The sequence below is a fragment of the Pseudomonas sp. F9001 genome, assembly GCF_013385435.1.
Lineage (GTDB): Bacteria > Pseudomonadota > Gammaproteobacteria > Pseudomonadales > Pseudomonadaceae > Aquipseudomonas.
The window spans coordinates 23,103-39,207 of record NZ_JACAPX010000023.1 but is presented as its reverse complement, the minus strand read 5'-3'; the positions used below and the strand labels follow the sequence as shown (position 1 = coordinate 39,207).

General features: G+C 60.5%; 18 protein-coding genes. 16 read left to right on the top strand and 2 right to left on the bottom strand.

The features are described from left to right. Window positions 1–62: 62 nt before the first annotated feature. Complete coding sequence (locus HX818_RS21620) at window positions 63–983, top strand: DMT family transporter (RefSeq protein ID WP_177020712.1); 921 nt, start codon at window positions 63–65, stop codon at window positions 981–983. Between the two features lie 6 nt (window positions 984–989). On the opposite strand, the gene HX818_RS21615 is transcribed toward HX818_RS21620, so the two are convergent. Continuing rightward, complete coding sequence (locus HX818_RS21615; RefSeq protein WP_177020711.1) at window positions 990–2,567, bottom strand: ABC-F family ATP-binding cassette domain-containing protein; 1,578 nt, start codon at window positions 2,565–2,567, stop codon at window positions 990–992. Window positions 2,568–2,753: 186 nt separating this feature from the next. Here HX818_RS21615 and HX818_RS21610 point away from each other — a divergent pair, with 186 nt between their 5' ends. From HX818_RS21610 to HX818_RS21565, 10 genes are all read left to right on the top strand, one after another. After that, window positions 2,754–5,675, top strand: a complete 2,922-nt coding sequence (locus HX818_RS21610) for a monovalent cation/H+ antiporter subunit A (protein ID WP_003211746.1) — start codon at window positions 2,754–2,756, stop codon at window positions 5,673–5,675. Beyond that, entirely contained in the window at window positions 5,675–6,019 is a 345-nt protein-coding gene (locus HX818_RS21605; protein ID WP_003192163.1) for a Na+/H+ antiporter subunit C, read from the top strand. Before HX818_RS21610 ends, HX818_RS21605 begins: the two co-directional genes overlap by 1 nt. Next, window positions 6,016–7,698: a monovalent cation/H+ antiporter subunit D gene (locus HX818_RS21600; protein ID WP_003211748.1), complete on the top strand. Its 1,683-nt coding sequence runs from the start codon at window positions 6,016–6,018 to the stop codon at window positions 7,696–7,698. Before HX818_RS21605 ends, HX818_RS21600 begins: the two co-directional genes overlap by 4 nt. Further along, complete coding sequence (locus HX818_RS21595) at window positions 7,695–8,183, top strand: Na+/H+ antiporter subunit E (RefSeq protein WP_003211750.1); 489 nt, start codon at window positions 7,695–7,697, stop codon at window positions 8,181–8,183. Before HX818_RS21600 ends, HX818_RS21595 begins: the two co-directional genes overlap by 4 nt. After that, entirely contained in the window at window positions 8,180–8,458 is a 279-nt protein-coding gene (locus HX818_RS21590) for a K+/H+ antiporter subunit F (RefSeq protein ID WP_003211751.1), read from the top strand. Before HX818_RS21595 ends, HX818_RS21590 begins: the two co-directional genes overlap by 4 nt. Beyond that, window positions 8,455–8,823, top strand: coding sequence for a Na+/H+ antiporter subunit G (locus HX818_RS21585; RefSeq protein WP_003211753.1), 369 nt, complete (start codon window positions 8,455–8,457; stop codon window positions 8,821–8,823). Before HX818_RS21590 ends, HX818_RS21585 begins: the two co-directional genes overlap by 4 nt. Window positions 8,824–8,929: 106 nt before the next feature. Next, a complete protein-coding gene (locus HX818_RS21580) occupies window positions 8,930–9,865 on the top strand; it encodes an alpha/beta hydrolase (protein ID WP_003211755.1) in 936 nt (311 codons plus the stop codon). Between the two features lie 115 nt (window positions 9,866–9,980). Further along, on the top strand, window positions 9,981–10,910 hold the full coding sequence (locus tag HX818_RS21575; RefSeq protein ID WP_177020710.1) for a sel1 repeat family protein: 930 nt from the start codon (window positions 9,981–9,983) through the stop codon (window positions 10,908–10,910). Window positions 10,911–11,044: 134 nt separating this feature from the next. Then, window positions 11,045–11,797 carry a 3-oxoacyl-ACP reductase family protein gene (locus tag HX818_RS21570; RefSeq protein ID WP_087694801.1) on the top strand — a complete coding sequence of 251 codons (753 nt, stop codon included), beginning with the start codon at window positions 11,045–11,047 and terminating at the stop codon, window positions 11,795–11,797. Between the two features lie 31 nt (window positions 11,798–11,828). Then, window positions 11,829–12,416 (top strand): TetR/AcrR family transcriptional regulator, encoded by a 588-nt coding sequence (locus HX818_RS21565; protein WP_023658972.1) that lies wholly within the window; start codon window positions 11,829–11,831, stop codon window positions 12,414–12,416. Window positions 12,417–12,424: 8 nt separating this feature from the next. Here the strand turns inward: HX818_RS21565 and lepB are convergent, their stop codons facing one another. Next, window positions 12,425–13,093 (bottom strand): signal peptidase I, encoded by a 669-nt coding sequence (gene lepB, locus HX818_RS21560; protein WP_008432435.1) that lies wholly within the window; start codon window positions 13,091–13,093, stop codon window positions 12,425–12,427. A 160-nt stretch (window positions 13,094–13,253) separates the two neighbouring features. Here lepB and HX818_RS21555 point away from each other — a divergent pair, with 160 nt between their 5' ends. The 5 genes from HX818_RS21555 to HX818_RS21535 all read left to right on the top strand — a co-directional run bounded on the left by HX818_RS21555 (window position 13,254) and on the right by HX818_RS21535 (window position 15,894). Beyond that, window positions 13,254–13,805 (top strand): dihydrofolate reductase family protein, encoded by a 552-nt coding sequence (locus HX818_RS21555; protein WP_177020709.1) that lies wholly within the window; start codon window positions 13,254–13,256, stop codon window positions 13,803–13,805. Window positions 13,806–14,116: 311 nt separating this feature from the next. Beyond that, complete coding sequence (locus tag HX818_RS21550) at window positions 14,117–14,458, top strand: DUF6124 family protein (RefSeq protein ID WP_134326987.1); 342 nt, start codon at window positions 14,117–14,119, stop codon at window positions 14,456–14,458. A gap of 165 nt (window positions 14,459–14,623) precedes the next feature. Then, on the top strand, window positions 14,624–15,112 hold the full coding sequence (locus HX818_RS21545) for an Hcp family type VI secretion system effector (RefSeq protein ID WP_003211770.1): 489 nt from the start codon (window positions 14,624–14,626) through the stop codon (window positions 15,110–15,112). 174 nt (window positions 15,113–15,286) lie between these two features. Then, window positions 15,287–15,574, top strand: a complete 288-nt coding sequence (locus HX818_RS31285; protein ID WP_238544216.1) for a DUF4225 domain-containing protein — start codon at window positions 15,287–15,289, stop codon at window positions 15,572–15,574. Then, the gene (locus tag HX818_RS21535) at window positions 15,571–15,894 is read left to right on the top strand and encodes a hypothetical protein (protein ID WP_003211775.1); all 324 of its coding nucleotides are present in this window, start codon (window positions 15,571–15,573) and stop codon (window positions 15,892–15,894) included. Before HX818_RS31285 ends, HX818_RS21535 begins: the two co-directional genes overlap by 4 nt. The last annotated feature ends 211 nt before the right edge of the window (window positions 15,895–16,105 follow it).

Sequence of the window (16,105 nt, the reverse complement as noted above, 5' to 3'; positions counted from 1 at the left end):
ATACTGCCCAGCTTGCGGCGCATTGTGCGGTCCGCGCCCTTCCTGTGCAAGACCGAGCCGCCATGACCACCTCCCCATTGTTTTCCCGTTTCAGCAAAGCCGAATGTGTATTGGTGGTGATCACCATGTTTTGGGGCGGCACCTTTTTGCTGGTGCAGCACGCCATGGTGGTCAGCGGCCCGATGTTTTTCGTCGGCCTGCGTTTTGCTGCAGCGGCGCTCATCGTCGGGGCGTTCTCATTCCGCAGCCTGCGGAACCTGACGCTGTTTGAATTGAAGGCTGGCTGCTTTATCGGTGTGGCGATCATGTTCGGCTACGGTTTGCAGACCATTGGCTTGCAGACGATCCTGAGCAGCCAGTCGGCATTTATTACTGCGCTGTATGTGCCATTCGTACCGCTGCTGCAATGGCTGGTACTGGGACGGCGGCCGGGGTTGATGCCGAGCATCGGCATCATGCTCGCGTTTACCGGGCTGATGCTGCTGACCGGCCCGGCCGGGGCATCATTGAATTTCAGCCCCGGTGAAATCGCCACGTTGATCGGTGCGGTAGCAATTGCCGCCGAGATCATCCTGATCAGCGCCTTTGCCGGGCAGGTGGATGTACGCCGGGTAACGGTGGTGCAACTGGCCACGGCGTCGGTGCTGTCGTTCCTGATGGTGGTGCCGATGGGCGAGGCGCTGCCGGGGTTTTCCTGGTTGCTGCTGTTCAGCGCGGTGGGCCTGGGGCTGACCAGCGCGGTGATTCAGGTGGCGATGAACTGGGCGCAGAAAAGCGTCTCGCCGACTCGCGCCACGCTGATTTATGCCGGGGAGCCGGTGTGGGCCGGCGTAGTCGGGCGGATTGCCGGGGAGCGCTTCCCGCCGATTGCCATGGTGGGCGCGGCGTTGATCGTGGCGGCGGTGATTGTCAGTGAGATGAAAACCCGCCGGCAGCGGCTCGCCGAGCCCCAGGCCGAACTGGAACATGAAAACCAGGGTTAAGCGGCCTCAGAGGCGCAACTCACCGTCCAGGTTGATGGCCTGCAGGAACGCCTCGTCATGGGACACCACGATCAGCGCGCCCTGGTACTGATTGAGCATTTGCTCCAGGGCAATCCGGCTGGGCAAGTCCAGATGGTTGTCGGGTTCGTCCAGCAACAACAATTGCGGCGGATGCTCGGCGTAGAGCTGTGCGGCCAGGGCAATTTTCAGACGCTCGCCGCCGCTCAGTTGGCGCGTATCGAGGACCGCCCGGTCGGCATCGATGCCCATTTGCGCCAGCCGTGTACGCGCTTCGCTTTGCGCCAGTAGCGGATTACTTTCGTAAAGCCATTGCACCGCCGTGCGCTCGGGGTGCTCCAGCCCGGCGTGTTGGTCCAGCCAGCCGATATGGCAACTGCGCGCCAACTCACCGGCAGCCACCGGCAACTGGCCGGCAATCACCCGCAGCAGGGTCGACTTGCCACTGCCATTGGCTCCCAGGATCGCCATGCGCATCGGGCCGGTCAGGGTGAGATTGATCGGTGCGCGGCTGCCAAACGGCAGCACCACCTCGTTGAGTTGCAACACCAGCTTGCCCTGGGGCACCACGCTTTCCGGCGACAGCATCATGCGCTGGATCTCGGGCGCACACCGCGCACGCGCCTCGGCGATCCGCTGCTGTTGCTGCTCACGCGCCAGCTGCTGATTGAGGCGCAACTTGCCCTGGCTGTTTTCACTGCGCTCTTTCTGGGCGTTGGTGATCAGTTTGGTCTGGTTGCCATCCCGGGCCTGGCGGTCGCCCCGGGCATTGCGGCGCTGCTGACGCTCCATCTGGATAACCGCTTCACGCTGCTCACGTTTGGCGTGCGCGCGCTCCCCCTGCAACGCCGACTGGAACGCCTGCTGCTCTTGCTCCCGTGTCGCCGCGTAGTGGCTGTAGTTACCGCCGTACACCGCCAAGCCCTTGGGCGACAGTTCGACAATCTCGTCCATGTGCTCCAGCAGCCCGCGATCATGGCTGATCAGCACCAGGCCGCCGGACCAGCGATCAATCTGCTGGGCAAGCTTGTGCTGCTGATCAATGTCCAGGTGGTTGCTGGGCTCATCGAGGATCAACCAGTCTGCCCTCGACAACCAGGCGCCCAGCAAAGCGACGCGCTGGCGTTCGCCGCCACTGAGGGCCGCGGTTGGCGAGTCGGCAGTCAAGTGCCCCAGGCCGATTTGTTCCAGGGCCGCCGCCAGTCGAGGCGCGCAATCCCATTGATCAACGGCCAGTGCATGGTCGTGTTCGTCCACGCTGCCCTCGGCGATGCGCGCCAACGCCGCCAGCACTTGGTCGACACCCGCCAGCGCCGCCACGCTGGGATAGTGTTCGGGCTCCAGCAGTTGCGTCACCGCGTACACACTGCCCTCACGGCGCACATGCCCGCGGGTGGGCTGCAGGGTGCCGGCGAGCATTGCGCCCAGCAAGGACTTGCCAGTCCCGTTGGCCCCCACGAGGCCGGTCGCCCGGGCGCTGAAGGCATGGTTCAGGTTGTCGAACAGGCTGCGTCCATCCGGCAGGCTGCAGGCGACATGGTCAAGGTGGAGCAATCGCTGGGTCATCACACGTCCTTATGCAACAGGCTGAAAAAAACCTTTGAACAGCATACCTGTCCTGGATACGGGCATTGAAACAATGCCAAACAGCCTTTTTCAGCCTACCTTGTAGGATCCTGCCACATCTTGCCGTTTGGTGATCAAGATTCCGGCACGTATGATGCATCCCAAACTCCCGCAGATTAGAAGCCTATGTCCCTGATAGTTCTACTGCTTCTGCCTTTTATCGGCAGCTGTCTGGCGGCCTTGCTGCCGCACAACGCACGCAACACAGAGTCCCTGCTGGCCGGCCTTGTGGCCCTGGTCGGGACGGTTCAAGTCGCCCTGCTGTACCCCCAGATCGCCCATGGTGGCGTGATACGTGAAGAATTCATGTGGTTGCCCAGCCTCGGGCTGAACTTCGTATTGCGCATGGACGGTTTTGCCTGGTTGTTCTCGATGCTGGTGCTGGGCATCGGGACCCTGGTGTCGCTGTACGCCCGGTATTACATGTCGCCGGAAGACCCGGTGCCGCGCTTCTTCGCGTTTTTCCTGGCCTTCATGGGTGCGATGCTCGGCCTGGTGATCTCCGGCAACCTGATCCAGATCGTGTTTTTCTGGGAACTCACCAGCCTGTTCTCGTTCCTGCTGATCGGCTACTGGCACCACCGCGCCGATGCCCGGCGTGGCGCCTATATGGCGCTGATGGTCACCGGCGCAGGCGGCTTGTGCCTGCTGGCGGGGGTGATGCTGCTCGGGCATATCGTCGGCAGCTACGACCTGGACCAGGTCCTGGCTGCCGGTGATCAGATCCGTGCCCATTCGTTGTACCCGATCATGCTCGCCCTGGTGCTGATCGGCGCCCTGAGCAAAAGCGCGCAATTCCCCTTCCACTTCTGGCTGCCCCACGCCATGGCTGCACCGACGCCGGTGTCGGCCTACCTGCACTCGGCAACGATGGTGAAGGCCGGCGTGTTCCTGCTGGCCCGCCTGTGGCCGTCGCTGTCCGGCAGCGAAGAGTGGTTCTGGATTGTCGGCGGTGCCGGCGCCATTACCCTGCTGCTCGGCGCTTATTGCGCCATGTTCCAGAACGATCTCAAGGGCCTGCTGGCCTACTCCACCATCAGCCACCTCGGGCTGATCACCTTGCTGCTGGGCCTCAACAGCCCGCTGGCCGCTGTCGCCGCCGTATTCCATATCCTTAACCACGCCACTTTCAAGGCGTCGCTGTTCATGGCGGCGGGGATCATCGACCACGAAAGCGGCACCCGTGACATCCGCAAGCTCAGCGGCCTGTTCAAGCTGATTCCGTTTACCGCCACCCTGGCGATGGTCGCCAGTGCGTCCATGGCCGGCGTGCCGCTGCTCAACGGTTTCCTGTCCAAGGAAATGTTCTTCGCCGAGACCGTGTTCATCTCCGCCACCGCCTGGGTGGAAATCGCCCTGCCGGTCATCGCCACCATCGCCGGTACCTTCAGCGTGGCCTATGCCCTGCGCTTTACCGTGGATGTGTTCTTCGGCCCCAAGGCCACCAACCTGCCCCACACCCCGCACGAGCCGCCACGCTGGATGCGTGCGCCGGTGGAGTTGCTGGTGTTTACCTGCCTGCTGGTGGGGATTTTCCCGGCCCAGGTGGTCGGTTCGATCCTCGCCGCAGCGGCCCTGCCAGTAGTCGGCGGCGAACTGCCGGAATACAGCCTCGCCATCTGGCACGGCTGGAACGCGCCGATGATCATGAGCCTGGTGGCCATGTCCGGCGGCGTGGTGCTCTATCTGCTGCTGCGCAAGCAACTCAAGCTGGGCCGTTTCAAATACCCGCCGATCATCAGCTACTTCAACGGCAAGCGCGGCTTCGAGCGCTGCCTGGTGGTGATGATGCGCGGGGTGCGCAAGATCGAAAAACGCATCAGCACCAAGCGCCTGCAAACCCAGCTGTTCCTGCTGGTGCTGGCGGCGGTGATCGCCGGGTTGATCCCGATGCTCTACAGCGGCATCAGTTGGGGCGACCGGCCGAAGATCCCGGGCTCCATCGTGTTCGTCACCCTGTGGCTGCTGGCAATCGCCTGCGCCCTGGGCGCCGCCTGGCAAGCCAAGTATCACCGGCTGGCAGCCCTGACCATGGTCAGCGTGTGCGGGATGGTGACCTGCGTGACCTTCGTCTGGTTCTCGGCGCCAGACCTGGCGCTGACGCAACTGGTGGTGGAAGTGGTCACCACCGTGCTGATCCTGCTGGGCCTGCGCTGGCTGCCACGGCGGATCGAAGAAGTTTCCCCACTGCCCAGCTCGCTGCGCAAGGCACGCATCCGCCGCCTGCGGGACTTCCTCCTGTCCACCGTGGTCGGTGGCGGCATGGCGCTGCTCTCCTACGCGATGCTGACCCGCCAGACGCCCAACGACATCTCCTCCTTCTACCTCAGCCGTGCCCTGCCAGAAGGCGGTGGCAGCAATGTGGTGAACGTGATGCTGGTGGACTTCCGGGGCTTCGACACCCTGGGAGAAATCACCGTGCTCGGCGCCGTGGCGCTGACCGTCTACGCCCTGCTGCGCCGCTTCCGCCCGTCGAAGGAAAGCATGGAACTGCCCGCGCAACAGCGCCAACTGGCACCCGACGTGGCCACCGACCTGATCAACCCGCGCCAGGCCAGCGACACCGCCCTGGGCTTCATGATGGTGCCGGCGGTGCTGGTGCGCCTGCTGCTGCCGATTGCCCTGGTTGTCTCGTTCTACCTGTTCATGCGTGGGCACAACCAACCGGGCGGCGGGTTTGTCGCCGGTCTGGTGATGTCCGTCGCGTTCATCCTGCAATACATGGTCGCCGGTACCCAGTGGGTCGAGGCGCAGATGAGCCTGCGGCCGATGCGCTGGATGGGTTTTGGCTTGTTGTCGGCAACCCTGACCGGGCTGGGCGCACTGCTCGCCGGCTACCCGTTCCTCACCACGCACACCTGGCACTTCAGCCTGCCGGTGCTCGGGGACATCCACGTCGCCAGCGCGCTGTTCTTCGACGTCGGTGTGTACGCCATGGTGGTCGGCTCGACCTTGCTGATGCTCACCGCCCTGGGCCACCAATCGGTGCGCGCCCATAAACCCAGCAACCAGGCGAAAGCCGTTGCCAGCCCAGGAGGAGCCGCCTGATGGAAGAAGTCATCGCAATTGCCATTGGGGTCCTGGCGGCCTCCGGCGTCTGGCTGATCCTGCGGCCACGGACGTTCCAGGTGGTGATGGGCCTGTGCCTGCTCTCCTACGGGGTCAACCTGTTCATCTTCAGCATGGGCAGCCTGTTTATCGGCAAGGAGCCGATCATCAAGGATGGCGTGCCGCAAGACTTGCTCAACTACACCGATCCGCTGCCCCAGGCCCTGGTGCTGACGGCGATCGTGATCAGCTTCGCCATGACCGCACTGTTCCTGGTGGTGCTGCTGGCATCCCGGGGCCTGACCGGCACTGACCATGTGGACGGCCGGGAGCCCAAGGAATGACCTGGATGAATCAACTGATCATCGCGCCGATCCTGCTGCCGTTGCTGACCGCCGCGCTGATGCTGATGCTCGGCGAGAAGCACCGCCCGCTCAAGGCGCGGATCAACCTGTTCTCCAGCATGGTGGGCCTGGGCATCGCCGTGCTGTTGCTGTACTGGACCCAGAAAGGCGGCCCCGGCTCCATCGGTGTGTACCTGCCGGGCAACTGGCAGGTGCCGTTCGGCATCGTGCTGGTGGTGGACCAACTCTCGGCGATGATGCTGGTGCTCACCGGGATCATTGGCGTCAGCGCCCTGCTGTTCGCCATGGCCCGTTGGGATCGGGCCGGCACCAGTTTCCATGCGCTGTTCCAGATTCAGCTGATGGGCCTGTATGGCGCCTTCCTGACCGCCGACCTGTTCAACCTGTTCGTGTTTTTCGAAGTGCTGCTGGCGGCGTCCTACGGCCTGATGCTCCACGGTTCCGGCCGGGCGCGGGTGTCGGCGGGGCTGCATTACATCTCGATCAACCTGCTGGCCTCGACCTTGTTCCTGATTGGCGCGGCGCTGATCTATGGCGTCACCGGTACCCTGAACTTTGCCGACCTGGCACTGAAAATCCCCCTGGTGCCGGAAGCCGATCGCGGCCTGCTGCATGCCGGTGCGGGCATCCTCGCCGTCGCCTTCCTGGCCAAGGCCGGAATGTGGCCGCTGAACTTCTGGCTGGCGCCTGCCTACTCCTCGGCCAGTGCGCCAGTGGCGGCGATGTTTGCGATCATGACCAAGGTCGGCGTGTACACCGTGCTGCGTCTGTGGAACCTGCTGTTCTCCGGCCAGGCGGGCGCCTCGGCGCTGTTCGGTGGCGACTGGCTGATCTACGGCGGCATGGCGACCATCGTCTGCGCGGCGCTGGCGATGATTGCCGCGCAACGCCTGGAACGCATGGCCAGCCTGAGCATTCTGGTGTCCGCCGGGATCCTGCTGTCGGCGGTGGGTTTTGCCCAGCCAAGCCTGACCGCCGGGGCGCTGTTTTATCTGGTCAGTTCCACCCTGGCGCTGAGCGCGCTGTTCCTGCTGGCCGAATTGATCGAGCGTTCGCGCTCGGCCAACGACATGCCCCTGGACGACGAAATCGAAGCCCTGCCCAAGGCCATGGAATCCCTGCATCCACCGCCCGGCACCAACCTCGACGATGAACAGAAAGCCGTGGTCGGCCAGGTGATTCCCTGGACGGTGGCGTTCCTCGGCCTGAGTTTTATCGCCTGCGCCCTGCTGATCATCGGCATGCCGCCGCTGTCCGGGTTTATCGGCAAGCTCAGCCTGCTCAGCGCCTTGATCAACCCGATGGGCCTGGGCAATGCCATCGACGAACCGGTGCGTCCGGCCGCATGGGGCCTGGTGGCACTGCTGATCTTCTCCGGCCTGGCTTCGCTGATCGCCTTCGCCCGCCTCGGCATCCAGCGCTTCTGGACCCCGGAAGAACGTCCATCGCCGCTGCTGCGCCGCTTCGAATGCGTGCCGATTTTCTTCCTGCTGGGCCTGAGCATCGCCCTGACGTTCAAGGCCGAGCCGCTGATGCGCTATACCCAGGCGGCCGCCGAGAGCCTGAACAACCCGGAACACTATGTGATGGCGGTCATGGCGACGCGTCCGGTGCCGAGCCCTGAAGCCAAGGCCGCCGCCCTGGAGGTGCAGCCATGAAGCGCCTGTTCCCTGCCCCGTGGCTGTCATTGGCATTGTGGTTGTTGTGGCTGGTGCTGAACCTGTCCGTCAGCCCCGGCAACCTGCTGCTGGGGGCAATCCTCGGCTTTGCCGCACCGCTGATGATGGCGCCGCTGCGCCCGCTGCCGATTCGCATCCGCCGCCCGGGGGTGATCATCCGTTTGTTCTTCCTGGTGGGGCGTGACGTGATCATCTCCAACCTCGCCGTGGCCTGGGGCATCCTGACCTGCGGCTCGCGCCCCCCGCGTTCGCGCTTTATCAAGATCCCCCTGGACCTGCGGGATGCCAACGGCCTGGCCGTGCTGGCGATGATCACCAGCGTGACGCCGGGCACCGTATGGTCGGAACTGGCCCTGGACCGCAGCGTCCTGCTGATTCACGTGTTCGACCTGGATGACGAAGCGCAGTTTATCGAGCACTTCAAACACGCCTACGAACGGCCCCTGATGGAGATCTTCGAATGAGCGCCCTGCTCTCCAATGCGATCCTGTTCAGCCTGTTCCTGTTCTCCCTGGCCATGGTGCTGACCCTGGTGCGCCTGTTCAAAGGCCCGTCGGCCCAGGACCGGGTCCTGGCGCTGGATTACCTGTACATCCTGGCCATGCTGATGATGCTGGTGCTGGGTATTCGGTATGCCAGTGACACGTATTTTGAAGCGGCGCTGTTGATTGCGCTGTTTGGTTTTGTGGGGTCGTTTGCCCTGGCGAAATTCCTGCTGCGTGGGGAGGTGATCGAATGATCAATGTCGATGTGTTGCCGCTGTGGGTTGAAGTGATCGTCGCGGTATTGTTGGTGCTTAGCAGCCTGTTTGCGCTGATTGGGGCGATTGGGTTGTTGCGGATGAAAGACTTCTTCCAGCGCATGCACCCGCCGGCGTTGGCCTCGACCTTGGGCGCCTGGTGTGTGGCGCTGGCCTCGATCATCTACTTTTCGGTGCTCAAGTCCGGGCCGGTGTTGCACGGTTGGTTGATCCCGATCCTGCTGTCGATCACAGTGCCGGTGACCACATTGCTGCTGGCACGCACCGCGTTGTTCCGCAAGCGCATGGCCGGGGATGATGTGCCGGCTGAAGTCAGCAGCCGTCGCACTGACAGTGGCAGCTGATCCCCACAGGCGCCGCAGTGGTGAAATTCGTTCTCCAATAGAATCCATAAAATAGAACCTCAATCGCTAATCCCGGTATCGGGATCACTTTATGAGGTTCTCCCCCATGGCATTCACTCCCCTTGTCCAGGCCCATCTCGACGCGTGGGTTGCCTGCGCCGCTGACTTCGGCCCATTTCTCACGGGCCAGGAAACCACCCTCACCCTCAATGAGCAGCGCAAGGCTTATGAGCAGGTGCTTTGTTCCCATCCGATTCCCGCCGGTGTCAGCTTTTGTGACGTCGATATGGGTGGCGTACCGGGCATGATGGTCGTGCCGGATGGGTTTGAGGGTGACCGGGTGCTGCTTTACATCCACGGCGGTGGTTATGTCGGCGGCAGCCCGCGGGGCTACCTGGGCCTTGCCGGCCACTTCGCAAAACTGCTGGGTGCAAAAGTCTACCTGCCCGACTACCGCCTGGCGCCCGAGCATCCGTTCCCCGTACCTATTGATGACACGTTGCAGGCTTATCGCTGGCTGCTCGACCAGGGCAATGACCCCAGGTCCATCGTGTTCTCGGGCGATTCGGCCGGCGGCGCAATGGTGGTGTCGGTGATGGTCAAGGCCCGCAACGCAGGCCTGCCACTGCCCGCCGGGGGCGCCGCCTTGTCGCCGTGGGCCAACCTGGAACACACCGGCGCCTCCATCGACAACCGTGACGGCCTCGACCCGCAAGCCTCCCGCCTGGGGCTGACGCTGCTTGCAAAAGCGTTTCTCAATGGCGCGCTGCCGAATGATCCCGATGCATCGCCGGTGTTCGCGGACGTCCGGGGATTGCCGCCCATTCTGGTGCAGATCGGCGAAAACGAAGTCATGCTCAGCGACGCCATGCGCCTGGCCACCCACCTGGGGGAAAACCGGGTACGCGTGTCGCTGGAGGTTTGGCCCGGGATGTTTCATGTCTGGCATTTGTTTGCGGCAATCTTGCCCGAAGGCATGCAGGCCGTGGCGAATGCGGCGTTGTTTCTGGACCAGGCAATACGTGGCAGCCGTAGCGCTTGAGGGGTTGCCCAGAGCGCGGGAAAGGTAGCGCTCCTGCCGATAACTATCTGTCACCTGGGGCCCCACCGCTCCACCTACCTTTATCGGACAACGTATCCCGATACAGGTAATGATCATGTATACCCATTCCGATGCACTGACCACGCTGTTTGATTTGCTCAACTCGCTGAATGCGCTGATTTCACATTTGACGAGCCAGCAACAGGCAGCCAAGCAGCGGGGTCTCGAGTTGTATCAACTCGGTGAATTCGAAGAGTGCGAAATCCACCTGACCATCTCCGCCTCGGCCGGCGATGCGCCGTCCCAATACGCCCTGGGCGAAGCCATCCGGCGCCGGGTCGGCAGTGTCGACCCCGAGGCCCAGGCGTGGTACCGCCTGGCCGCTGCCCAGGATCATGTGTACGCCCTGATGCGCCTGGGTGGCGAAACCAACCTGGCCAAGGCCAAGACCCTCGCCCAGGCAGGTGCCGATGCTGGCGACGGCGCAGCGATGCTGCAGCTGTATGAACTGACCAAAGATCGCTCGTGGCTGAGAAAGGCAGGTGATGCCGGCTGCGCCGAGGCCTATTACATTGCGGCGCTGTTGTACGACAAAAACCCGGAGGCCAGTGACAACCGCGACTCCATGCTCAGGTATGCGGCCTTCAAGGGCTTCCCGCCAGCGATGAAGTGGCTGGCCAACATGCAGACCTACTACCGCAACCTCTCCTACCAGCGCATACACCTGGAAAAACGGCTGGCGCTGAATGACCTTGATGGCGTCATGACCTATGCCGGTGCGCTCGGCGGGTTCGATATCGATGAAAGTGGCACCAACCGCTATCACTACCCCGAGAACAAAATCCACGCCTATGGGCTCTACTGGCTGGTCATGGACAGTACCCGGCAAAACCCACGGCACGCCGATGCCGCAGGCTACCTGCAACAACTGGCCAGCGCGCTGACTGCCGAAGAAATGGAAACAGCCAAGGCGTATGGCCGCCAGTGGAAAACCGAGCACCCGGCGCTGTCGGAGTTCAGGTTGACCTACAGCGACCTGAAATGACCGGCGTCTGATGAAGGATTCGAGAGCACATCCGGCAGTTAAGGATTAATTAATCCAAAAACAGCTTGGCTAAGTATTTCCAGGCTGGTACGGTTTAGTGGATTATTTAATCCACTAAACCTCAGGCCTCCCCCATGACAGCTCACACCCCTCGCTTCAACCACAAAGTCGCCCTGGTCACCGGCGGTTCCCGCGGTATCGGCGAAGCGATTGTCCGCCGGCTTTCAATTGAAGGTGCAGCGGTCGCGTTTACCTATTCCTCCTCTGCCGACAAGGCGCAAGCGCTGGTTGGCCTGATCGAAAGCAAGGGCGGAAAAGCCTTGGCGATTCAGGCCGACAGCGCCGATGTGGCGGCAATAGAACGTGCGGTCGCGGCCACTGTCGAGCATTTCGGCGCCTTGAATATCCTGGTCAACAACGCCGGGATCCTGCTGATGGGCACCGTCGACACCTTCAGCCTGGAAGACTTCGACCGAATGTTTGCGGTCAATGTGCGGGCCACGTTTGCGGCGGCCAAGGCCAGCTCGGCGGTGATGCACACGGGTGACCGAATAATCACCGTCGGCAGCGTGGTCGCCCAACGTTCGGGCTTCCCGGGCTCCAGCGTCTATAGCATGACGAAGTCGGCGATCGCCGGTATGATCCGCGGCCTGGCGATTGATTTCGCGCCGCGCGGCATCACCGTCAACAACGTGCAGCCGGGCCCGACCAGCACCGACATGAACCCGGCAGACGGGCCCCATACGGACATGATCAAAAGCCTGATCCCCTTGGGCCGCGTGGGCACCGCCGACGATGTTGCCGGCATGGTTGCTTATCTCGCGTCCGAAGAAGCGGCATTTGTCACCGGCACAAGCATGACCATCGATGGCGGCTACCTGGCCTGAGCCTTCACCTGCAATTTCCCCCGAGGTAACCATGGCAAGACCCAGAGCATTCGACCGCGACCAGGTGCTGCGCGAGGCCATCCGGGTTTTCTGCGACAAGGGTTTTGCCGCGGCCTCGACTGAAGAACTGATGCAGGCCATGGGACTGAGCCGCCAGAGCATGTACAACACCTTTGGCGACAAACGTCAGCTGTACCTGCTGGCGATGGCCGAGTATCAGCGCACCGGCGTCGACGACTTGATCGAGCGCCTGAACCAGGGCCCGACCCCGCTGCAGGCACTGCACGACACCCTGCAATCCTTCGCCACCCGCGCCCTGCGGGAAGGAACGGCGGGTTGCATGGGCGTCAATGCCATCTGCGAGTTCGGCCTGGAAGATGATGAGATCAATCAACTCACCGCCCACAGCGCCGAACGCTTGCGCAATGCATTCGAACAGACGCTGGAGCGTGCGCAGGAACAAGGCGAATTGACCGTCGGCACCGATCGCTCGGGCGCGTGTGATTTTCTGATGGCCACCCTCAGCGGCATGAAAGTCGCCAGCAAGGGCGGCGCCACCACTGAGCAGCTGGAGCGCATTGCGGGTTTTGCACTGCGGGCGCTGAGCGCAAACGCGTGATCAGCCCACTACAGGATCGGCGCGCCAAATCGACCCAATCGTGGCATCCAGTGGTCCAGGATCTGCGCTGACGCCAGGATATGGTGCGCATGCCCGATCAACAGCCGACGCGGCACAAACCCGATATAGCGGGAGTCATCGCTGTTATCGCGATTGTCGCCCAGCATGAAGTAACTGTCGGCAGGCACCACCACCGGGCCGAAATCGCGCAGCGCCCGTACTGTCGGCATGAACTGCACCGTGCGCTGGCTGCTGTTCGCACGCTCCGTCACCTTGATCCCCGGAACTGTTTGGCCAGGCGCGATGGGCTCGCTGATGTCCTGCCCATTACTGTAGGTGGCCGGCGTACCGTTGACCCACAACACCTCGTCGCGCATTTCCAGGGTATCGCCGGGGATACCGACAATGCGTTTGATCAAGCGCGTGCCGTCCTTGGGCGAGGAGAACGTGACGACATCTCCGCGCTGGGGGTTATCCAGTCTCGCCAGGGAAATATCAGTGAGGGGCAATTTGAGGTCGTACGCAACGCGATTGACCAGCACCACATCGCCCTCAAGCAACGTCGGGCGCATGGAACCGGACGGGATGGGATTCCAGTCAGCCAGGGAGGTGCGGAAAACCCCGAAGCACAGCCAGAAAATGATCGCGTAACGGTAGCGGATTAACCAACGGCGCATAGATCCTCGCAATACGAAAAGGCACACCGGCCTGCGCCGGGTACCCACGGTGATTTTTGGCAATGCTCGCTTATTGCATCGGAAGATTAAATTAACATTCGCGTTGCCGACCCATGACAGTCGATATTTTCAAGCACACAGAAAAGGAGTTTCACGCCCCATGGATAGCAAATGTTCGGTCTTTATCGCAGCCAGCGTCGACGGCTTTATTGCCAGGCCAGATGGTGATATCGAGTGGCTTCATCGCCCTGAGTACGAAGGCGCCGAATTGAACGGCGTGACCTATGAACACTTCATCGCCAGCGTGGATGCGCTGGTGATGGGCCGCAAGACCCTGGAAAAAGTGTTGTCCTTTCCGGAGTGGCCCTATGAGGGTTTTCCGGTGTTTGCGCTCTCTCATCAGCCGCTTGAGCTACCTGCACATTTGAAGGGCAAGGTTGAGGTCGTGAGCCAGGATGTGAACGCCCTCGTGGCCGAGTTAGCCGAGCGCGGGATGAAACACCTGTATATCGACGGCGGCCAGACGATTCAGCAGTTTCTTGAGGCGGGTTTGATCGACGAGATGATCATCACGCGTATTCCGGTTGTGCTGGGCCAGGGGATCCCCTTGTTCAGCCAGTTGGGTGGCGAGCATGAGCTTCGGCATATCGGCACGTATGCGTCGGATAATGGGTTTGTTCAAAGCCGGTATGAGGTGAGTGGCAAGCGCTGATGGTCGCGGGTTAACACCCGGAAATTTCCGACAGCTTTTTAGGGTTGTCGCTCAGAAGATGGCTCCCTACTCTTCGGTGGTCGCTGCAAATTCAGCGACCGGGTTTCGCAGCCCGGGTAAACTCTAGACGCACAGCGTCCACCACAAGATAGCGGGCGCTTTTTTATGCCTGATGTTATGGCGGCTGTGCGCGGGATACCTTCGGGTATGCCGGGTGCCTAGAGTCCCGGTCTGCGAACCTGCGTACAGCTGCCACCCGATTGTCGTTTCGCAGCGATGGGTGGCGGCTCCATTACTCTAGGAGCGTCGTCATGATCAAAGACAGTCCAAACCCGCCACTCGATTCACCCTCGCTTCACGCGGCTGCTCATCGGGCGATTAATCATTATCTGAATCCCTCTTCTGAACCTGATTCGCCTGACGAGAGCTCCAGGCTTTTTGTCGTGCGTGAAGGGTTGGACGCGGAGACGTTGTTGGTCAATGCATCGGAGGACTTGGCGTCGGTGCAGGTGTTAGCTACGAATCTGGCATTTGAAATCGATGGGCCGTCCCGGAGTGCGGCGTTGGGGATTTGCCGGATGTTGGAGGGGATTCAGTTATTGGTCGATAGCACCCTTGATCAATACGGCGCAACACACAACCAACTACGTTAAAGAGGAAAAAACACAACGGGGTGGATCTATTCGATTTCAACTAGACCCGCCCCTCCATTAGAGAAAAATCCTACATATTGCTCACACACTTCAAAGAGAATCTTCCGATATTTCCTATTTGCCATTTTTTGTATTCTGAAAACCAATAGATCAGGATGCTTCTTTATGGCTAACCACGGTTACATGACTATCAACGGAAAAACCCAGGGTCTTATTTCCGCAGGCTGCTCTACACAAGACTCTATCGGTAACAAATGCCAGGAAGGGCATCGCGACGAAATAATGGTGATGTCCTATAACCACAACATGCTCAATGAAGGGAATGTCAGAGCTGCGACTCATGGGCCAGTGGTCATTACAAAAAACGTCGATAAAGCTTCACCTCTGTTGGCGATGGCACTTTCCAAAAGAGAAGAGCTTAACTGCATCATCCATTTCTACCGTATTTCTCAGTTTGGCCAACACCAGAAGTACTACACCGTTGACCTACGGGGTTGCATCATCGCGGACCTTTCCCTTGACGTGCCCCACGCAGTACTGATGCACGATATAGATGCACAAGAGCATCTCTCCATCCGGTATCGGGAAATCATCTGGACTCACCATCTGGCCGGTACCAGTGGCTACAGTTCATGGCCCGAGACCGATCTATGAAACTAAATCAAGAACCATCGACGCCAACGTTTCATGAACTGTGGGAAGTTAGTCAAGCCGCAGCAAAGCTGACGAATCACGCCTGTGCGATCAGTGCGCGGCATCTCAAGGATGGGATAACACGGTCCATATTCAACCGGGAGGTTGCTTATTACGCGCGCAGTATTGTCAGGGATGTTGAACAAGGTAAGAAGACTATTGCGCAAGGGGTATCACTCGGCGTTATCTGCGATGGGATATGGCGAGCGTGAAGCGAATATGGCATATGGCTCTGTTGATATTGGGCTTTCTGCCTACAGCGTTACAAGGCACGTGTTAAAACCAGATGCCTGGCGTTTATTTAGGTATCTCAATACGGACAAAATACGAGCATACAAGACCATGGGGCCAACTTCATTGGCATTTGAAGCAGGCGCAGACGTCTTAACGCTAAAGAACTTATATCAAGAGACAAAAAATTGATTATTTTAGCTTTCTTGATTTTTTCGGTATTCGGCATTCTATTTGCGTACAGCCTCAAAGTGATCCTTTCCAGCAAAAATATTGGTTACACCAAGCTCCTGCTAGGCCTGGGGGTAAACATGCTTTTTATGAGCGTACACATGGACATCGTTAAATTTGATAATTTCTTGTACTTCGGGCATCACCCGGAAATCATTAATAACTACGAGTCGGTTGGTTGGCTCGCATTTATCTGTCTTTTCCTCCATGCGTTAGCACTTCCTGTCAAACGTGACTTGAAGTGGTGGTGGCAGCGCTTACCCGGAAAGTCCCAAAGATGATCACCTGGACGTTTGATTGTTCCCATGCTCTGCGTAGGAATGCATACCGTGACACCCCGCATCAACTCGTGCAGAACTTCAACCTCACATTGGCGGCGGGACGCAGAGCGTCCGGGGCGGCATTCCCACGCGGAGCATGGGAACAATCGATAACGCTCTTGCCCCACCACTCGGCACCTCGCTTAGGCTAGCGCCTAAGATCAAGATCAAA